General features: G+C 74.1%; 19 protein-coding genes. 8 read left to right on the top strand and 11 right to left on the bottom strand.

Annotated elements, in window-relative coordinates; genetic code table 11:
• Positions 1–3: 3 nt before the first annotated feature.
• Positions 4–873 (bottom strand): fructosamine kinase family protein, encoded by an 870-nt coding sequence (locus ACFW47_RS22345; protein ID WP_386306791.1) that lies wholly within the window; start codon positions 871–873, stop codon positions 4–6.
• A 92-nt stretch (positions 874–965) separates the two neighbouring features.
• Here ACFW47_RS22345 and ACFW47_RS22340 point away from each other — a divergent pair, with 92 nt between their 5' ends.
• The 3 genes from ACFW47_RS22340 to ACFW47_RS22330 all read left to right on the top strand — a co-directional run bounded on the left by ACFW47_RS22340 (position 966) and on the right by ACFW47_RS22330 (position 2,833).
• On the top strand, positions 966–1,289 hold the full coding sequence (locus ACFW47_RS22340; protein WP_386288599.1) for a hypothetical protein: 324 nt from the start codon (positions 966–968) through the stop codon (positions 1,287–1,289).
• A gap of 106 nt (positions 1,290–1,395) precedes the next feature.
• On the top strand, positions 1,396–2,169 hold the full coding sequence (locus tag ACFW47_RS22335; RefSeq protein WP_386288600.1) for a maleylpyruvate isomerase family mycothiol-dependent enzyme: 774 nt from the start codon (positions 1,396–1,398) through the stop codon (positions 2,167–2,169).
• A gap of 148 nt (positions 2,170–2,317) precedes the next feature.
• Positions 2,318–2,833, top strand: coding sequence for a hypothetical protein (locus ACFW47_RS22330; RefSeq protein ID WP_386288602.1), 516 nt, complete (start codon positions 2,318–2,320; stop codon positions 2,831–2,833).
• A gap of 313 nt (positions 2,834–3,146) precedes the next feature.
• On the opposite strand, the gene ACFW47_RS22325 is transcribed toward ACFW47_RS22330, so the two are convergent.
• A complete protein-coding gene (locus tag ACFW47_RS22325) occupies positions 3,147–4,379 on the bottom strand; it encodes an MFS transporter (protein WP_386288603.1) in 1,233 nt (410 codons plus the stop codon).
• 454 nt (positions 4,380–4,833) lie between these two features.
• Here ACFW47_RS22325 and ACFW47_RS22320 point away from each other — a divergent pair, with 454 nt between their 5' ends.
• The gene (locus ACFW47_RS22320) at positions 4,834–5,835 is read left to right on the top strand and encodes an NAD-dependent epimerase/dehydratase family protein (RefSeq protein WP_386306790.1); all 1,002 of its coding nucleotides are present in this window, start codon (positions 4,834–4,836) and stop codon (positions 5,833–5,835) included.
• A complete protein-coding gene (locus ACFW47_RS22315) occupies positions 5,832–6,602 on the top strand; it encodes a glycosyltransferase family 9 protein (protein WP_386306789.1) in 771 nt (256 codons plus the stop codon). Before ACFW47_RS22320 ends, ACFW47_RS22315 begins: the two co-directional genes overlap by 4 nt.
• Before the next feature lie 61 nt (positions 6,603–6,663).
• Here the strand turns inward: ACFW47_RS22315 and ACFW47_RS22310 are convergent, their stop codons facing one another.
• The 4 genes from ACFW47_RS22310 to ACFW47_RS22295 all read right to left on the bottom strand — a co-directional run bounded on the left by ACFW47_RS22310 (position 6,664) and on the right by ACFW47_RS22295 (position 10,980).
• Positions 6,664–7,227, bottom strand: a complete 564-nt coding sequence (locus ACFW47_RS22310; protein ID WP_386288607.1) for a hemerythrin domain-containing protein — start codon at positions 7,225–7,227, stop codon at positions 6,664–6,666.
• A gap of 75 nt (positions 7,228–7,302) precedes the next feature.
• On the bottom strand, positions 7,303–7,848 hold the full coding sequence (locus tag ACFW47_RS22305; RefSeq protein ID WP_386288609.1) for a DoxX family protein: 546 nt from the start codon (positions 7,846–7,848) through the stop codon (positions 7,303–7,305).
• Between the two features lie 154 nt (positions 7,849–8,002).
• Complete coding sequence (locus ACFW47_RS22300) at positions 8,003–8,494, bottom strand: hypothetical protein (protein WP_386306787.1); 492 nt, start codon at positions 8,492–8,494, stop codon at positions 8,003–8,005.
• Positions 8,491–10,980, bottom strand: coding sequence for a molybdopterin oxidoreductase family protein (locus tag ACFW47_RS22295; RefSeq protein ID WP_386306786.1), 2,490 nt, complete (start codon positions 10,978–10,980; stop codon positions 8,491–8,493). The genes ACFW47_RS22300 and ACFW47_RS22295 overlap by 4 nt, the downstream gene beginning before the upstream one ends.
• Before the next feature lie 109 nt (positions 10,981–11,089).
• On the opposite strand from ACFW47_RS22295, the gene ACFW47_RS22290 reads away from it, so the two are divergent.
• Entirely contained in the window at positions 11,090–11,728 is a 639-nt protein-coding gene (locus tag ACFW47_RS22290; protein WP_386306819.1) for a GNAT family N-acetyltransferase, read from the top strand.
• Positions 11,729–11,762: 34 nt separating this feature from the next.
• Here ACFW47_RS22290 and ACFW47_RS22285 read toward each other — a convergent pair whose 3' ends face one another.
• The 3 genes from ACFW47_RS22285 to ACFW47_RS22275 are packed head-to-tail and all read right to left on the bottom strand — an operon-like array spanning position 11,763 to position 13,530.
• Positions 11,763–12,488 (bottom strand): metallophosphoesterase, encoded by a 726-nt coding sequence (locus ACFW47_RS22285; RefSeq protein WP_386288615.1) that lies wholly within the window; start codon positions 12,486–12,488, stop codon positions 11,763–11,765.
• Positions 12,488–12,811: a BON domain-containing protein gene (locus ACFW47_RS22280; RefSeq protein WP_386288617.1), complete on the bottom strand. Its 324-nt coding sequence runs from the start codon at positions 12,809–12,811 to the stop codon at positions 12,488–12,490. Before ACFW47_RS22280 ends, ACFW47_RS22285 begins: the two co-directional genes overlap by 1 nt.
• The gene (locus ACFW47_RS22275; protein WP_386288619.1) at positions 12,808–13,530 is read right to left on the bottom strand and encodes a nucleotidyltransferase family protein; all 723 of its coding nucleotides are present in this window, start codon (positions 13,528–13,530) and stop codon (positions 12,808–12,810) included. Before ACFW47_RS22275 ends, ACFW47_RS22280 begins: the two co-directional genes overlap by 4 nt.
• Before the next feature lie 136 nt (positions 13,531–13,666).
• Between ACFW47_RS22275 and ACFW47_RS22270 the strand changes: the two genes are divergently transcribed.
• On the top strand, positions 13,667–13,978 hold the full coding sequence (locus tag ACFW47_RS22270; RefSeq protein WP_386288620.1) for a hypothetical protein: 312 nt from the start codon (positions 13,667–13,669) through the stop codon (positions 13,976–13,978).
• A 26-nt stretch (positions 13,979–14,004) separates the two neighbouring features.
• Here ACFW47_RS22270 and ACFW47_RS22265 read toward each other — a convergent pair whose 3' ends face one another.
• Entirely contained in the window at positions 14,005–15,189 is a 1,185-nt protein-coding gene (locus ACFW47_RS22265; RefSeq protein ID WP_386288622.1) for a PP2C family protein-serine/threonine phosphatase, read from the bottom strand.
• Between the two features lie 168 nt (positions 15,190–15,357).
• Between ACFW47_RS22265 and ACFW47_RS22260 the strand changes: the two genes are divergently transcribed.
• Positions 15,358–15,771, top strand: coding sequence for an SRPBCC family protein (locus ACFW47_RS22260; RefSeq protein ID WP_386288624.1), 414 nt, complete (start codon positions 15,358–15,360; stop codon positions 15,769–15,771).
• Between the two features lie 281 nt (positions 15,772–16,052).
• On the opposite strand, the gene ACFW47_RS22255 is transcribed toward ACFW47_RS22260, so the two are convergent.
• Complete coding sequence (locus ACFW47_RS22255) at positions 16,053–16,919, bottom strand: MBL fold metallo-hydrolase (RefSeq protein ID WP_386306785.1); 867 nt, start codon at positions 16,917–16,919, stop codon at positions 16,053–16,055.
• Positions 16,920–16,997 lie beyond the last annotated feature (78 nt).

Genomic DNA, 16,997 nt, shown 5'->3' with positions numbered 1-16,997 from the left:
CGCTCACCCGGCCGAGCGCAGCGCCGCCCGGGCCACCGTCAGGGCCTGCTCGGCGTAGCCCCGGCCGAACAGCACGGCGTGCACCAGCAGCGGGAAGAGCTGGTGCACGCCGACGCGGTCGGCCCAGCCGTCGGCGAGCGGCGCCGCCTCGTCGTAGGCGGCCAGGATCCGCTCCAGGTGCGGGCAGCCGAAGAGGCGCAGCATCGCCAGGTCGGTCTCCCGGTGGCCGCCGTGCGCCGCCGGGTCGATCAGGTGCACCTGCCCGTCGGCGCCCCACAGCACGTTCCCGCTCCACAGGTCGCCGTGCAGCCTGGCGGGCGGCTCCGGCGGCCCCGCCAGCCCGGGCAGCCGCTCGCAGACCCGCTCGATGTCGGCGGCCTCGGCCGCACCGAGGGTGCCGGCGTCGACCGCGGTACGCAGGTACGGCAGCACCCGGTGCTCGGCGTACCAGCGCGGCCAGTCGCTTTCCGTGGCGTTGCGCATGGGGGCGAGCCCGATATACGCGTCCTCGGGTCCGCCGGGCGGCGCGGCGCCGAACGCGGGCGCTCCGGCGGCGTGCAGGGCGGCCAGGTCCCGGCCGAACCGGTCCGCCGCCCCGGCGGTCTCCCGCCCCCGCGCCACGCGGTCCGTGACCAGCCACTGCCCGTCGTCGCCGTGCACCACCGGAACCCGCACCCTCCCGGCGGCCGCCAGCCAGCGCAGCCCCGCCGCCTCGGCCCGCGCCGCTCCCGTACCGTCGCCGCGCTTGACCATCACCGTGCGCCCGTCGTCGAGGGTGACCTCGGTGAGCGCACCGGACAACGGGCGTTCACCGGTCACCGGCCGGCCGGTGAACCGGGCGGCGGCGGCCGAGGGCGAGGTGACGGGGCGCACGGCCGACAGCCTAGGTGCCCCCTGCGGCCGACCCGGTGAAAAACGCCCGGTACGCCGATCGAACGCCCCGGGCGCGGGGGAGCAGTGGGATTATGACCAGTTCAGCGTTCCATCGCACCATCACCCTTCCCGCCCCGGTGTGCGAACAGGCCGCCCACCACCTCGAGCAGGCCGTCCACAAGGCCATCGACGGCGCCGCGACCCCCTGGCGCGCCTTCCGGGGGGCCGACGGTGACGACTTCGCCTTCTCGGTCCCCGTCGTCGAGCAGGCCGCGGGCTGTCTGCTGGTGCTGGCGGCCGAGAGCGCCCAGAGCCTGCGGCCCTCGGCCCTGCGCGCGCTGATCACCGTCGCACTGCACCTGCGGGACGCCGCCGAGGCGGTTCGCCGGCCCTCGATTCCCAGCGTGGCCTGGTGAGCGGGGGCTGGGGAGTCGGGAGGGGGGAGGGACGGGGAGGGACGGGGCGGAAAAGTCCGTGCCCCGGTTCTGAGCGTGTGCTTGGCTCTGCGGCATGTATCCCGGCATGGAGTTCACTCGCCTTCTCGACTGCCTCGCGGCCGACTACGACCGGCTGCGGGCGGTCGTGGAAACCGGCGCCGACGCACCGGTCCCCACCTGTCCCGGCTGGACCGTCGCCGACCTGACCCGCCACGTCGGCGAGGTCTACCTGCACAAGACCGTGGCCATGCGGGAGGGTGCCGAGCCCGAGCCGTGGCCCCCGAAGGAGTTCGCCGACGAGGAGCCGACGGTGCTGCTCGACCGGGGGTACACCGCGCTGCGCGCCGAGTTCGCCACCCGCGCTCCCGGGGACGCGGCCGCCGCCTGGTACGGGCCCGACCAGAGCGTCGGCTTCTGGATCCGGCGGATGGCCCAGGAGACCGTCATCCACCGCGTCGACGCCGAACTCGCCACCGGACAGCCCGTCGCACCCGTCCCTGCGGACCTCGCCGTGGACGGGATCGACGAACTGCTGAAGGTCTTCACCGCGTACGCCGTCGCCGAGTGGGGCGAGTACTTCACCGACATCCTCGCCGGTTCGCCAGGGCACACGGTCCTGGTGCGCGCCGGTGACGCGGCGTGGCGGGTGCGGACCGGCCCGGGGGAGTTCACCGTGACGGACGGTGCCGGGGGCGGCGAGACCGACCTGACGCTGAGCGGTCCGCCGGAGGCCGTGCTGCGGCGGCTGTGGAACCGGGAAGGGGACGGGAACGGGAGCCGGGACGGCGCAGTGGTCGTCGAGGGCTCCGGCGAGGCGGTCGAGGAGCTGCGGCGCTGCGTCGTCATGGCGACCCAGTGAGCGGCCACTGGCCTCCGGGGCCGGGATCGGGTGTGGCCGAGGCCACGCGGTCGACGAGAGCCGGGCCATGTCCCGTGCGGCGGACCGCGGGCTACGGTTTTCGCGGATCCCCCGTTTTTCCTCGACGAGCAGTTCGGACGGCCCGGCAGTGCACGCAGACCTCTCTCCCGTCATCGCGGCGACCGCCCAGTGGCTCACCCACGCCTACCCGGCGACGGGTGGGGCGCTGGCCTGCGCCCTGTCCGAGGTGCAGGCACGGCAGGCGGTGACGGTGGCCGCCCGACTGCGCTACCCGACGCCGATGGACGTCGGGCTGATGGGCGTGTCGGGTCCGGGAGGTTCCGCCCGCCTCGACTGGATCACCGGCGCGGACGGCGCGGGGGGTGCGGACGCGGAGGAGGAGGCCTGGCGGACCTGGGTGGACGAGGTCGTCGTGAGCTGGGCGGCCTGTCTGCTCACCGACCCCGGGCTCGCCGCCCGCGCGGTGGCCGCGCTGACCGAGGCCGGTACGCCGGTCGAGTTCCGCCGCCTGCTGGCCCCCGACGACCGCGACCGGCGGGCGGCGGCGTTGCTGCGCCACCCCGACCTCGTCGCGCCCGTGGCCGAACTGCACCGCGCCGAACTCGACGTACGGCTGGGTCCGGGGCAGGCACTGGTTGCGTGACCGGTGGTGGTGTGGGTGCCTGCGGCGCCTGTGCGGGATCGGCGGGGTGCGGGTAGCGCGGGGCGTGGTGCGTGGTGACGCGCCAACCGCTGTGGGCGGACACCCCCCGACACGTCCCCTTACCGCCGTACGCGGCCTTCCCGCCGTGCGGGGTGCGCAACCGGGCGGTGCCGCGCCATAGCGCGCGGCTGCGGGCGTTGGGGCCTCCCCCAGTGCCTAACGGCCTGGGAGGTGCCCCCAGGGTGATGGGGGCCCGCGCGAGCGAAACCGAGCGTGAGGGAGAAGCCGGGAGTGGGGGAGGCACCCCGCAGGGTCACGCCGCCGTCCCCAGCGCCGCCCGCGCCGGCGCCTCGGTGTCGCCGCCCCGCAAGGGCACCGCCCCCGCGGGCCTGCGGGCGTGCAGCACATGCCCCGCTCCGATCGTGCCCGCGATGATGAGGCCGCCCGCGATGAGGGCCCCGCGCGCGCCGGCCACTTCCATCAGCAGGCCCAGCGCCGGCGGGCCGCCGAGGCTCCACACCGTGCCGACGCTGCCCCACACCCCGAGCACCCGGCCCCGCATGTGCGCGGGCGGATCGGTCTGGAGGACCGCCGTGCCGGCGGTGTCGGAGACGGACTCCACGACGGCCATGGGCAGCACCATCACCAGGAGGACGGCCAGCGACGGCGACAGACCCGCCACCACCTGCAGCAGCCCGCCCGCCGCGGCCAGCGCGCCCACGACCCGCACGGAGGGCCGCCGCAGCCGGGCGCCCAGGACCGCGCCGACGATGCCGCCGGCCGCCAGCACCGTGGAGACCGTGCCGAACGATCCCGCGCCGCCCGCCAGGGGCCCGGTGACGAGCACCGCCAGCGTCAGCTGGTAGTTGCGCCCGAAGACCGCGCTGACCCCCGTGACCCCGGCCAGCGCCAGCAGCCGGGGACGACGGGCGAAGAAGGACAGTCCCTCGCGCACGCTCATGGTGTCGCGGCGAGCGGTCGCCACGTGCTTGACCGCGCCCCGGGCCGGTCGCAGGAAGGGTATGACCGAGGCGACGAACAGGAACGACAGGCCGTTGGCGGCGTAGGCGGCGGCCGTGCCCAGGAAACCGACGGTCACGCCGGCGAGCGCGGCGCCGGTGAGGCGGCCCGCCTGGTGGACCAGCGCGCCCACGCCGATCGCGGAGGGCACGTCCTCCGCCGGGACCAGGTCGTTGCCCAGCAGCGAGCACGCCGGACCGTCGACGGTGGCGATGACACCGGTGACGGCGGCCAGCACCATCAGGGTGGTCACGTCCAGCCGGTCGAGCGCCACCAGGAGCGCCGTCACGAACGCGATGGCGCCGAGCAGCGCCTGGCTGACCGCGGCGGTCAGCTTCCGCGGCCAGCGGTCGACGGCAGCGCCGCCGAACACGCTGATCAGCAGCGCCGGCGCCGCCTGGACGGACATGGACAGACCCGTCGCGGCCGCCGACCCGGTGATCTGCAGGACCAGCAGGTTCTGCACCGTGAGCTGCATCCACGTACCGGCGTTCGAGACGAAGTTCGCCACCGACCACCAGCGCATGCTGCGGTATCTCAGGGACCGCCACGGCGAACGGGACGGGGCGGGGGCGGGGGCAGGGGAAGAAGACACAGTGCGCCACTCGAAGACGGCCGGGGGGCCCGGAAGGGGTACGGGAGGGGAGTGAGAAGCCCGGCTGCGCTGCGCGGCCACTCCACTGAGCCGGATACGGCGCCGACCATCGTGGCAGAAGGGACCGGACAGTCCTCGCCGGCGCGCCCTCCGCGGCCGGGTGGCGCGGAACGAAGTCCGGTGGCCCGGACAGTACTTGGTGAGTCGAGTGGGCTTGATCACAGCGGCGTCGCCTGCCGGCCGGGTGGTCGGTGCGGCGTGGCGGGGACCACAGGGTCCGGACCGTACGGGAGGGGCCGCGGCAGGCGTCAGAGCATGAAAGCTACTCGGTGGGGCACCCGGGGCGCGCTCGTCAGCGCTTCGCGGAGGAAGGAAGGTCGTCCTCATGATGCCGACGGCGGCATTCAGCCCGTGGGAGGAGGCCCGGCCGCCCTGGCACCGGGCCCTGGTCACCGGCGGTGCGGGGTTCCTCGGGTCCCATCTGTGCACCCGCCTGCTCGATTCGGGGGTCGAAGTCGACTGTCTCGACAACCTCTCCACCGGGCGGGCCGAGAAGGTGGCCCACCTCGCGGGCCGTCCCGGCTTCCGCTTTCTGGAGCGTGACGTCTCGGGGGACGGGTGCGCCGAGCTGCTCACCGGCCCCTACGACCTTGTTCTGCACCTGGCGGGACCGGGGGTTTCCCCGGCGTCCTGGTCCGAGCGGTCCGTGGAGATCCTCGACACCGGCAGCCTCGGGACCCGGGCCGCGCTGGCCGTCGCGGAGCGGGACGGCGCCCGGTTCCTGCTGGCCTCCTCGCCCCCGCTGTCCGCCGGTGACGGTGCCGACCCGGTCGGTCCGCACACCGCCCGTGCCGAGGCCGTCCGGTTCTCCGAGGCACTGGTCGCCGCGCACGCGGCCGCCCACGGCTCGAACGCCGGGATCGTCCGGCTCTTCACCGGCTACGGTCCCGGCATGCGGACGGACGAACGGGACACGCCCGGCGCCTTCATCGAGCAGGCCCTGGCCGGCCGGCCCGTCACCGTCACCGGGGACGGCAACCGGACCCGTCCGCTGTGCTACGTCGACGACATGGTCGACGGTGTGCTGCTGGTCGCGGCCGGGCGGTCGGTACGGCCCGTGGACATCGGTGGCGACGAGGAGCCCACGGTGGTGGAGATCGCCCGCCGGGTGATCGAACTGACCGGATCCGGCTCGCCGCTGGTGTTCGTCGAGGGAACGGTGCCGGACGAGGCCCGGCCGGTCACCGGTTTCGCCCGCGAGATCTTCGGCTGGCTGCCGAGCGTGACCTGGCGCGAGGGCCTGGAACGCACCGTCGCCTCCTTCGCGGAGCGGACCGATCCGGTCCCGGCGGCGCCGGCCGAGCGCGCGGGGGAGTGGTGGGCGTGAAGGCGCTCGTCGCCCGCCCCGGCGGACTCGGTGATGTCCTCCTGGCCGGCCCGGCGGTCCGCGCGGTGGCCACCCGGGCCACCCGCGTGACCATGCTGTGCGGGGCCCGTGGAGCGCCCGCCGCCCGGCTGCTGCCGCACGTCGACGACGTCGTGGTGTGGGGGCGGCCGGGCGGCGACGGCACCGACGGCCTGGTGAGCCGGCTGCGCGCGGAGTCGTACGACGTCGCGCTCGTCCTCGCTCCCGGATCGCCGGAGCTCTCCCCTGCGGAGGGGCTGCTGCGCTCGGCGCGCGTCCGGCGGATCGGCGCCGTCGCGGGACCGAGCGGTCTGCCCGAGGAAGAGGCGGCGCTCGACGCGGCCGCGGCGATGGGGTTCGGGCTGCGCCGCGGCGACGACGGCGGGCTCCGCGTGCGGCCGGCGCCGGACACCGCCGGTCTCACCGGGAACGGCCCCTACGTCGTCGTCCACCCGGGGGCGGGGGACCCCGGCCGTGCCTGGGAGGCCGGACGCGGTGCGGCGGCGGTCGCCCGGCTCGCCGACGCCGGGCACCGCGTCGTCGTGACCGGCGGGCCGGAGGAGGCCGCACTGACCCGCCGGGCCGCCGGTGAGACGGGCGTCGACCTGGGCGGACGTACCGACCCGCGGACGTTCGCGGGTGTGCTGCGTGCCGCCGACGCTCTCGTCACCGGGTCGGGGGGACCTGCTCGGCTGGCCGCGGCAGTCGGTACCCCCGTCGTCTCCGTGCGGGCGCTGCTGGGTCACTGACCCGCGCGCACGAGGGGCCCGTCGCCACGGCGACGGGCCCCTCGTGGGTGGTGGTGACGGTTCAGCCGCGCTTGCCCCGGCCCGACATGGCGTCACGCACCCGGTCGACCATTCCCGCGCCGGGCGCCAGCAGCTTGTTCATCGGCGGCTTGTCCGGGGCGGACGGGTGCGGCCGGGTCGGCGCCGTCTTCTTGGCCTGCCGGACCTTGTCGCCCAGCTCGTTCAGGGCGTCCGCAGGGCACGCCTCGCGGAGCCGGGGGAAGAGGTTGCCCTCCTCGTCGGCGACGTGCTCGCGGATCTCACTCATCAGCATGCCGATCAACCGGTCGAACTCCGCGTCGTCCGCCGCGCAGCCCTCCAGGTCCTTCATGATCTGCTCGGCGCCCGCGTGGTCCTCGAGTTCCTTGTCCGCGAGGGCGTTCCCGTTCGCCACGTGCTCGCGGACGGCGGGGTAGAGATAGGCCTCCTCTGCCACCGAATGCCGGATCAGCTCGATCGTCGCCTGATCCGCGTACAGCTTGCGGTCCTTGTGACCGGACGGCAGCGCTTCGATCTTGCCGAAGAGCTCCTCGACCTCACGGTGATCGGTCGTCAATTCGTCGATGACGTTTCCACCGTGTCCCATGCTTCACCTCCAGCCGGCTCGTGGCGTGCCGGGTCCGACCCGCCACGGGCGTCGAGTCCCCCCTCGTTCGGTGGGCTAACGCCCGGTTCGGACGCCCAGCTTCGCCCTGAGGCCACCCGCCGTCGCCGCCGGGCGCGCCGCGGCACGGACCGAACGCCGTACCAGGTGGGCGTCGTGGCGCAGATCCTGGGCGGCGTGCCGGCCGCGCCACAGCAGCGAGGGCGCGCTGCCCGTGTCGTCGGCCGCGATCAGCAGCCCGCCCATCATGGACAGGTTCTTCAGGAAGTGGATGCGCTGCTGGGTGCGGTCGGACGGGTCGTCCGCGTCCCAGTAGCGGTGTGCCGCCAGGGTGGTGGGGACCAGCGTCGCCGCCAGGGCCAGTGCGGCCAGGCGCGGACAGCGGCCGAGCCCGAGCATGACCCCGCCCACGACGTGGACGGCGCCGTTGAGCCGTACGAGTTGTTCGGTGCGGTCCGGCAGCACCGACACGCGGTCGGTCAGCGGCCGCACGATCGGCTCGGCGGCCGGTGCCACGTCCTCGGGCCGGCGCAGGGACTGCAGACCGCCCGCGACGAACATCGAGGCGAGCATCGGGCGGCCGGCGATACGCAGAAGACTCATGACGCTCTCTCGCTCTCTCCAAGAGGGTTACCTGAGCAGTGACAGAGGGGTGACGACTACTGGGATCATCGAATGACGGGACCGGTGGGCGCCATTCGGCGGGCGGTGCGGGACGGACGCTCGCCGGTGGCGTGCAACCTGGTGTCCGTGCAGGTCACAGGCTGTTCAGGAGCTGCGGCGACAGGTTCTTGATCATGGTGTTGGTCCAGCGCATCTGGCGGAGTGTCTGCGGGTGGCAGGCGGAGGCGAGCCCCAGCAGTTCGCTGTTCCGGGAAGCCTGCGCCGCCTGCGCGAGCATCTCCCAGTGCAGCGAGTTCTCCGCGGCGGCCACGTGCAGCTCGCGCAGGTCGCGCAGGAGCAGCAGGCCGGGCTCGGACCGGTGCACCACCGCCTCCGACGCCTTCTTGCGCAGCGTCGCGAACAGGCCGTCCGGGGAGGTGTCCGGAGGGTCGCCGAGCTTCACGTCGCGGTGCGCGGCCACCTCCGCCAGGCGCCGGACGTGCTCGCGGGACCAGCCGGCGAGGTCGGTGGCGACGTGGTGGACCTCGTGCTCGGTGCGGTGCCGCTCGGCCACCGTCACCAGGTCGTGCGCCAGGTGCCGCTCGCCGCGGTGCAGCGTGCGCAGGGTCAGGGTGATGCCGTTCACTGGGCCCCCTCCTCACGGCCGTGCGGGAACCGGGTCGGCTCCTGTGTCGTGTGCGCGGCCTCGCCGCCCTCGGTGGGGCGGGCGGCGCCGGCGGTGGCGGGTGCCGACGCGGTGGTGGTCGGCGCCGGGGAGGGGCTGCCGTCGCCGCGTTCGACGAGGGTGAGCGACGCCGTGGACGTCTTGAACAGGGGCTGCTTGGAGGCCGGGTCCCAGTCGGTGACCGTCGTCTCGTTCGCCGCCCGTCCGGGGGTGTCGGGGCCCGGCCCCGAGCCGCTCTCGGTGTCCCAGTAGCCGTAGTGGAACGGCACGAACAGCAGCCCCCGCCGGATGCCGGTCACCCGCAGCCGGCCGCGCAGCGCGCCCCGCCTGCTCGCGACCTCGACCAGATCGCCCTCGGCGAGGCCGAGCCGGTCGGCGTCCTCGGTGGAGATCTCCACCCACACGTCCGGGGCGGCGTCGCGGAGCTGGGGCGCGCGTCCGGTCTTCGTGCGGGTGTGGAAGTGGTAGACGGTACGGCCCGTGGTGAGCTGGAACGGGTACTCCTCGTCCGGCTCCTCGTGCGGCGGCAGATAGGCGGCGGCCTTCAGCACCGCCTTGCCGTCCGGGTTGAGGGAGCGGTACTCGACGACCTCCTGCGACGCCCCGGTCTCCAGGTCCTTGCCGTAGCTCTCGCACAGGTCCGGGTGCGCCCAGCTGATGCCGTCGGTGTAGAGCCGGGCGGTGCCCTCGGGCGCGTCCTCGTCGCAGGGCCACTGGATGCCGCTGGTGTCGCGGAGCCTGTCGTAGGTGAGGCCGGTGTAGTCGCAGGGGCGGCCCGCGCTGCACCGCTTCCACGCCTCGAACGCCGACTCGGGGTCGTCCCAGGTGATCAGCGGACCGCCGTCCTTGTCCCGGAAGTCCATGCGCCGGGCGTAGTCCAGGAAGATGTCGAGGTCCGGTCTGGCCTCACCGGGGGGTTCGACGGCCTTCTCGGACAGGTGCACCGTGCGGTCGGCGTTGGTCAGGGCGCCGGTCTTCTCGCCCCAGGTGGCGGCGGGCAGCACCACGTCGGCCAGCTGCGCCGTCTCCGTCAGGAACAGGTCCTGCACGACCGTGAACAGGCGTTTCTGCGTCAGGATCGAGCGGATGCGGGAGAGTTCGGGCAGGGACACCGCGGGGTTGGTGCCGCTGATCCACAGCATCCGGATCGAGCCCTGCTCGGCGTACCGGTACATCTGCATCGCGTGCGTGGGCGGTGCGTAGTGCGGGATCGTCTCCGGCTCGACGTTCCACACCTTCGCGAGGTCGGCGACGTGGGAGTCGTTCTGCCAGTTGCGGAAGCCCGGCAGGTCGCCGTTGGCGCCGCACTCGCGGGTGTTCTGGGCGGTGGGCTGGCCGTTCATCTGCAGCAGGCCGGCACCCCGCCGGCCCAGCATGCCGCGGATCAGGTGCAGGTTGTTGATCTGGACCGCCGCCGCGGTGGCCTGGTGGGACTGGTAGACGCCCTGGAGGACGGTGGAGACCAACGCGTCGGTGGTGCCGACGAGTTCGGCCGCCTCCTCGATCCGGGCGGCCGGCACGTCGCAGATCTCCGCCGCCCACTCGGGTGTGCAGTCGGCGACCCGCTCGGCCAGCTCCTCGAAGCCGACGGTGTGCGCGGCGATGAAGTCCCGGTCGACGCGGTCGTGCCGGATCGTCTCGTGCAGCAGGGCGTTGAGCAGTGCGACGTTGGTGCCGCCCCGGGGCGCGAGGTGCACGGTGGCGTGCCGGGCGACCTTCGTGGGCCGGGGGTCGACGCACAGCAGGCGCGGCGGGTCGGCCCCCTCCAGCCGGTCCAGCAGCCGCATCCACTGCACGGGCTGGGTCTCGGCGATGTTGTGGCCGTACAGCGCGATCACGTCGGCGTGGTCGAAGTCGTCGTAGCTGCCGGGCTGTCCGTCGCAGCCGAAGGTCTCCTTCAGCGCCTCCGCCGCCGTCGACGTGCACAGGCGGGTGTTGCCGTCCAGGTGGTTGGTGCCGATGCCGGCCCGGGCCAGGACCGTGAGGGTGTAGTACTCCTCCAGGAACAGCTGGCCCGAGGTGTAGAAGCCGATCGACCCCGGGCCACGCTCGTCGAGCAGCTCCCGGGAGCGGGCGGCCACCAGGTCCATCGCGGTGTCCCAGTCCGTCTCCACCAGCCGTCCGTCGCGCCGTACCAGTGGCCGGGTCAGCCGGTCCTTCGAGGCGTTCGCCTGCCACCCGAACAGGTCCTTCGGGCCGAGGCGCCCCCGGTTGACCCGGTCCACGTCGCGGCCCCGCACGCCCACCATCCGGCCGTCGGCGACCGCGATGTCCATGGCGTCGCCGTCGGAGTGGAGGATCGACGCCGACTGCACCCACCGCTGCACCGCCGAGGGTTCCACCCCCTCGGCGAGGAACGTGTCCACCCGGGACGGCCAGGTCTGGTGCCGCCCGTAGGGCGTCCTGCCGCCCCACGGCCGCGCGATCCGGTCCGTCGCATCCTCCATCGCCGGCCTCCCGCCAACGTCGGCCACATTGCCGGCCGCCGGGTACCCGGGCCTCCGCGATCGAAGCGAACCACTTGTGGGAGCGCTCCCAGGAGGGGAGGATGCCGTGGTGACCCCGACTGCCGCCGTACGCCCGTACCGTCCCGCCGACGCCCCGGCCCTCGACGACATCTGCATCCGCACCGCGCACAACGGCCGGGACAGCCGGCCCGTGTACGCCGACCCCGCCGTCCTGCCCGCGATCTTCGCCGCTCCCTACGTCCACCTGGACCCGGACCTGGCCTTCGTGCTGGACGACGGGAACGGCCGTGCGGTCGGCTACATCCTCGGCACGGCGGACACCCCGCGCTTCGCCGAGGAGTTCCGCGCCAAGTGGCTGCCGCGCGTCGCGGACCGCTACCCGGCGCCCGCGGGCGCGCCCGGCACACCGGACGAGGTGATGGCCGGGCTGCTGCACGACCCGGAGCGGATGATCGTCCCCGAACTCGCCGCCTACCCGGCCCACCTGCACATCGACCTGCTGCCCGAGTGGCAGGGCCGCGGCCACGGCCGGGCGCTGATGCGGACGTTCTGGCGGGCGCTGCGCGAGCGCGGCGTCCCGGCCGTCCACTTGGTCATGGCCACCGCCAACACACCCGCCAGGGCCTTCTACGACCGTCTGGGCTTCCACGTGATCGAGGCGGCCGGCCTGGACCCCGCCGACGTCACCTGTCTCGGACGTACGACGCAGGACCCGGAACAGCCCTGACGAGGGACGGCGGCGACGGGGCCGGGGCACGTCGTCAGGCCGAGCCCAGCCGGTAGACGTTGAAGGCCCGGCGGATGACCGGCTGGGCCACGTTGCGCACCCGTACGCCGCCCGCCGTCATCCCGTGCTCGGTGCCCAGGTGGGCGTGGCCGTGGACGGCCAGGTCGGCGCCGGCCGTGTCGATCGCCTCGGCGAGCAGGTAGCTGCCGAGGAAGGGATGGATCTCCAGCGGCTCCCCGGCGAGCGTGTCGGCGACGGGGGAGAAGTGGGTCAGCGCCACCCGGGCCGCACAGCCCTCGTCGTCCAGTTCCTTCAGCGCGGCGTGCAGACTGTCCGCCGAGCGGCGGGTGGTGCGCACGAACTCCTTCATCACCGGCTCCCCGAACTCGCCGGCGCTGCGCCCGACGAACCCGCCGCCGAACCCCTTGGTCCCGGCGATCCCCACCCGGCCCCCGGCGCACTCCACGACGGTCCCCTCGCCCTCCAGGACGGTCACTTCGGCGTCCCGGAGGATGTCGGTGACCTTCTCGGGCTGTTCGTCGTGGTGGTCGTGGTTGCCGAGGACGGCCACCACCGGCACCGGCAGCCCACGCACCTCCCGCGCCACCACCCGGGCCTCCTCGGGGGTGCCGTGCCGGGTGAGGTCCCCGGCGAGCAGCAGCAGGTCGGCACAGTCGGGCAGGGTCTCGAAGGCGGGCCGCAGCAGCCCCTCGCTGTCGGGTCCCATGTGAATGTCCCCGACGGCGGCGACGCGGATCATCACAGCTCCTCCGCGTGGTCGGGACGGGTGGTCTCCGCCACCACGATGTCGGTGTGCACGGTGAGTCCGGCCAGCTCCTCGCGGGCGATCCGCAGCACGCTCTCGCGGCACCGCGCCGAGGGCACCGTGCCGGTGAGCGCGATCGCCCCCGCCCGGATCTCGGCCCGTACGCCGAGTTCACCGAGTTCCTCGGCGGCGAGCCGGTCGTGCAGGTGGGCCACGCGGTACTCGACGTTCTCGGTGCTCCCCGCGTTTCCGGCGCTTCTGCCCCCGGAGGCGGGGCCGCTCGCCGCGGGGCCCTGGTGTCCGACGGGGTCGCTCATCGCTGTTCCTCCTTCGGGGCGTTGGCCGCGGGGGCGGCCGGGGAACCGGCCGGGGAGATGATCTCCAGCCGTTCGAGGATGAAGAAGAACGCGGCAGGCATCGGGGCGTCGCCGCAGTCGCGGCGCAACTCGTCCCAGTCGATCTTCTCCCGCAGGGTGCGGGCGATCGGCAGCACCGCACCGAAGTCGCAGTGGTGCTCGGAGAAGGCCGCCAGCAGACCGCGCAGCAGGTCGGTCGGTGCCAGCACCGGCATGAGCACCGAGTCGACCGACAGGTCTTCGGCCCGGGACAGCAGCTCCGTCGTCACGGGCTCGTGGGCCAGCTCGAAGATGAGGTCGACCTGCTGGCCCAGGCACTCCGCCTTCAGCAGCCAGTCCTCGGGCGGCGTGTACACCGTCAGACCGGCCTCCCGCAGGGTCTCGGCCACGGCCGTCGCGTCGTCGGGACGGATGCAGAAGTCGACGTCGTGCTGGAGGTTCTGGGTACCGCCGTGCGCGTAGACGGCGACGCTGCCGGCCAGCGCGAACGGGTGCTCGTTGCGCTTCAGGAGAGCGCCCACCTGCTTGGCCGCCTGGAGGATCGCCTGATTGCGGTCGAGCGGAAGGTCTTCGCGGCGAACCTCGTGCGGGGGGACGGGCCCGGGGTCCCCCACCGTCGGACGGAGCTCGGAAACGCCGGCGCGCTGGTCGAGAGCGTGATCGTCGGCGGGCTGCGTCATCGCTGTCCCCTCTCCGGGCTGCTGCCTGTCGCGGACCGGTCGTCCTCTGGCTGGGCGGGTACCCTGCGCGCCACCGCCGACACGACGGCCGTCCCCGGAGCTGTGGCGGCGGGGCGATCGGGGGCACCCGGGCGGCATGAACGACGATCAGACGCAGCGGCGGACCGCATCCGACGACCGGCGGACCGTGGAACGGCTGGTGGCGGCGTGGCTCGAGGAGACCGAACGCCACGACCGCGCCGCGGCCCGTGAGGCCCGCGCGGGCTGGGAACGGGGCGCGCTGTCCGAGCGGGCCGCCCAGGACCTGGCCACATGGGTCACGGCGAGGATCACGGACACCGGGTTCACGCAGGACGAGGGCCCCTACGTCGAAGGTCCCGTCCGGATCACCCCGGCCGACAAGGACACCGTGCACGACTGGCTGCGGGCGCGGGGGCACCGGCTCTGACGCCCCGGCCGACGCCCCGAATCACGTCAGCGGGCCGGCGGCCGCCATTCGAACATCAGGATCGTCGCGTCGTCCCGCAGCTGCCCGCCGGACTGCGAGTCCAGAATCGAGTGGATCAGCCGCCGCAGCGTCTCCGGGGCCAGCTCGCCGCCGGCCGTGGCCCGGATGACGTAGTCCGCGAACCGCTCGAGCCCGAACAGCTTCTCCTCCCGGGTGCGCGCCTCGGTGATCCCGTCGGTGTACAGCAGGACCCGGTCACCGGGCTCCAGCCGCACCTCGTGCGTCCGGCGCGGCTCGGTGGACAACTGGGCCGGCGCGCCCATCGGCGGGTCGGCCTCCCGCTCCAGGGCGTCGACGATCAGCTGGTCGCCGCGGATGAGCAGCGGCGCGGGGTGACCGCAGTTGCTCCACCGCAGCAGTCCGGTCTCGTACTCCAGCTGGGCGAGGACCGCGGTGCAGTACTGCTCCGGCAGCCACCCGGCCAGCGCCTCGTCGACGCAGCGCACGAGGGTGGGCAGATCGGCCCCGTTGCGCCGGGCGTTGCGGCAGGCGGCCAGTGCCACCGCGCTGGTCAGTCCGGAGGCGAGGTCGTGTCCCATGGCGTCGATGACCGACACGTGCAGCTTCGTCTGGGTGAGCGAGTGGTCGAAGGCGTCGCCCCCGAGTTCGTACGCGGGTTCCAGCACCGCCGTCGACACCACGTGCGAGTTGCCGATGGTGCGGGGCGGCAGGAAGGCACGGAGCAGCTCGGAGGTGAGGTGCATCCGCTCGGTACGGGTGTGCCGGACGAACGAGTCCTCGAAGGCCCTCTTCGACGTGATCATCATGGCCAGCAGCGAGGCCAGCGCCCGGCTCCGGACCAGCGTGGCGGTGGTGAGCGCCGGTGTGTGCACCCCCAGGACGCCGAGCCGTTCGGCACCGTCGAGCAGGGGCAGCCACGCCGTGACGCCGCCGGTCTCGGACTCCTCGACGCGCAGCGCCTGCGTCCGGTAGGCCCAGCCGGCCAGCGAGCCGTCGACGGGGAGGACGGGTGCCACGTCGGTCTGCGGCACGAGGTGCCGCTGCTGCAGGTCGACGAGGTAGACCACTGCGTGCTGGAGGTCCAGGGCCTCGGTGCAACGGCTCACGGCGGTGGCCAGGTCCAGTGTCAGATGGGCCGGATCGGCGAGGAACTCCTGCAGGAGTTCCTCGCTCGCCTCTGACGTCGACACCTCGTCTCCCCTCGTCGACAGACCCGCCGGGACGGGGCACATTGCCAGCAGTCTGGCACCGCGCGCCCCGCCCCGCCCGCCGGGCCGGTCACCCGCGGAGCGCTTCGGCCGGGGCAGAGGGGGCACGCGTCTCCTCGTAGGCCCCCGAGAGCCGAGGAGTGGTGCCACATGACCGAGTACGAGCGTTCCCGCACCATGCCGGCCCAGCCGGAACAGGTCTTCGACCAGGCCGCGAACGTCGGACAGCTCGACACGTGGCTGCCCCGGGACCTGCACGTGGAGCCGGAGGAACCGCCCGCCGTCACCGTGCACGAGGACCGCACCGATCAGGACACCTCCGCGCTGCTGAGCGCCCGGCCCGAGCAGATGCGGCTCGAGTGGGGCACCCGCGACCAGGGCAGCTACGCCGGCTGGCTGCAGGTCGCCGGACTGGACAGCGGGGCCAGCGAGGTGACGGTGCACCTGTCGTTCTTCGACGAGACCCATGACCCGGGGCAGCCCGCGGTGGCCGAGGCCCTGGACGGCAGCCTGCGGCGCCTGGAGGAGCAGGTACGGATGCGGGCCGACAACGCGGCCGGCTGACGAGGTCGCCCCGTGGCGGTCGCGCCGGGTGGTACCCCCTCGCCGTGACCGCGGTCCCGGCGACCCGCCGCGACACCGCTCTCCGGCGGGCGAGTCGGTCACCGCCGGGCAGCCCGACTCGCTGCCGATGCGCGTCGGCGGACTCCGCCGCTCACCGTTTCCACCGCGGACACTGGACCGAGTACTGCACCGGTGCCCTTCGGCCGACGGTCGCGGAGCGCGGCACACGGCGGGCCGAGGGGTTCGCCGCCCTGCTCCGCGCGGTCACGCCGGTGCGCCCGTCACATCACGACGGGCGGACCGCCGTCCGGGCGCAGGACGGCCCGCTGACCGCGCCGGCAGTGCACGAGCCGGTCGGCGAGTCCCTTCCGGTCGGCCTCGGCGAGGAAGGCGTCGAGCGGAGAGCGGAAGACGGAGTAGTCGTCGTAGTGCACCGGCAGGATCAGGCGCGGGTCGAGACGGCGGGCGAGTTCCGCGCCCTGACGCCCGTCCATGGTCACCACGAAACCGCCCGGCAGCGTCGTCCCGCCCAGGTGCAGCACCGCCAGGTCCAGGTCCGGGAAGCGCCGGGCGATATCGTCCAGGCCGTCGAAGAGCAGGGTGTCGCCGGAGACGTAGAGCCGGTGCCGCGGGGGGCCCGTCGCCGGGCCGAACTCCAGCAGGCTGCCCATCACCGGCGGCAGCAGGCGCCGCAGCACCGGGTGCCCGGCGTGCCGGCCGGGAAGCGAGGTGATGCGCACCCGCGCGTCCGCGCGCCGCACGGTCTCCTCCTGCCAGGTGCGCAGCCCCACGGCACGGTGGAACCCGTGCACGCCCTGCAGCCGGCGGGAGGCGTGCGGGGTGGTGACGATCGGCAGCGACCGCGGCAGCGACCGCCTGGCCCTGCGGTCCCAGTGGTCGCCGTGCAGGTGCGACAGCACCACGGCGTCGAGCTCCGGCAACTGGCCGGGGTCCAGCGCGGGTTCGGTCAGGCGACGGCTCACCAGCCCGTACCCGAGGTGTGCGCGCTCGCCGCGGTGGAGGAAGTTCGGATCGGTGAGCAGGCTCAGCTCGCGGTAGCGGAGCAGCACCGTCGCGTTGCCGACGAAGTGGATCCGCAGGGAGTCGTCCGGGGGCTGGGCCGGGGACGAAGGCGTGGACGGGGACATGAGGGTGGTCCGATCCTGTCCGGGAGTACGGGGCCGGGGCCCGGGCCGCCCGGCTCCGGGACCCCGTCGGAGGACGGA

Source organism: Streptomyces sp. NPDC058796, assembly GCF_042745235.1.
Taxonomy (GTDB): domain Bacteria; phylum Actinomycetota; class Actinomycetes; order Streptomycetales; family Streptomycetaceae; genus Streptomyces.
The sequence above is the reverse complement of the archived record's forward strand: the minus strand, read 5'-3'. Positions and strand labels throughout refer to the sequence as shown.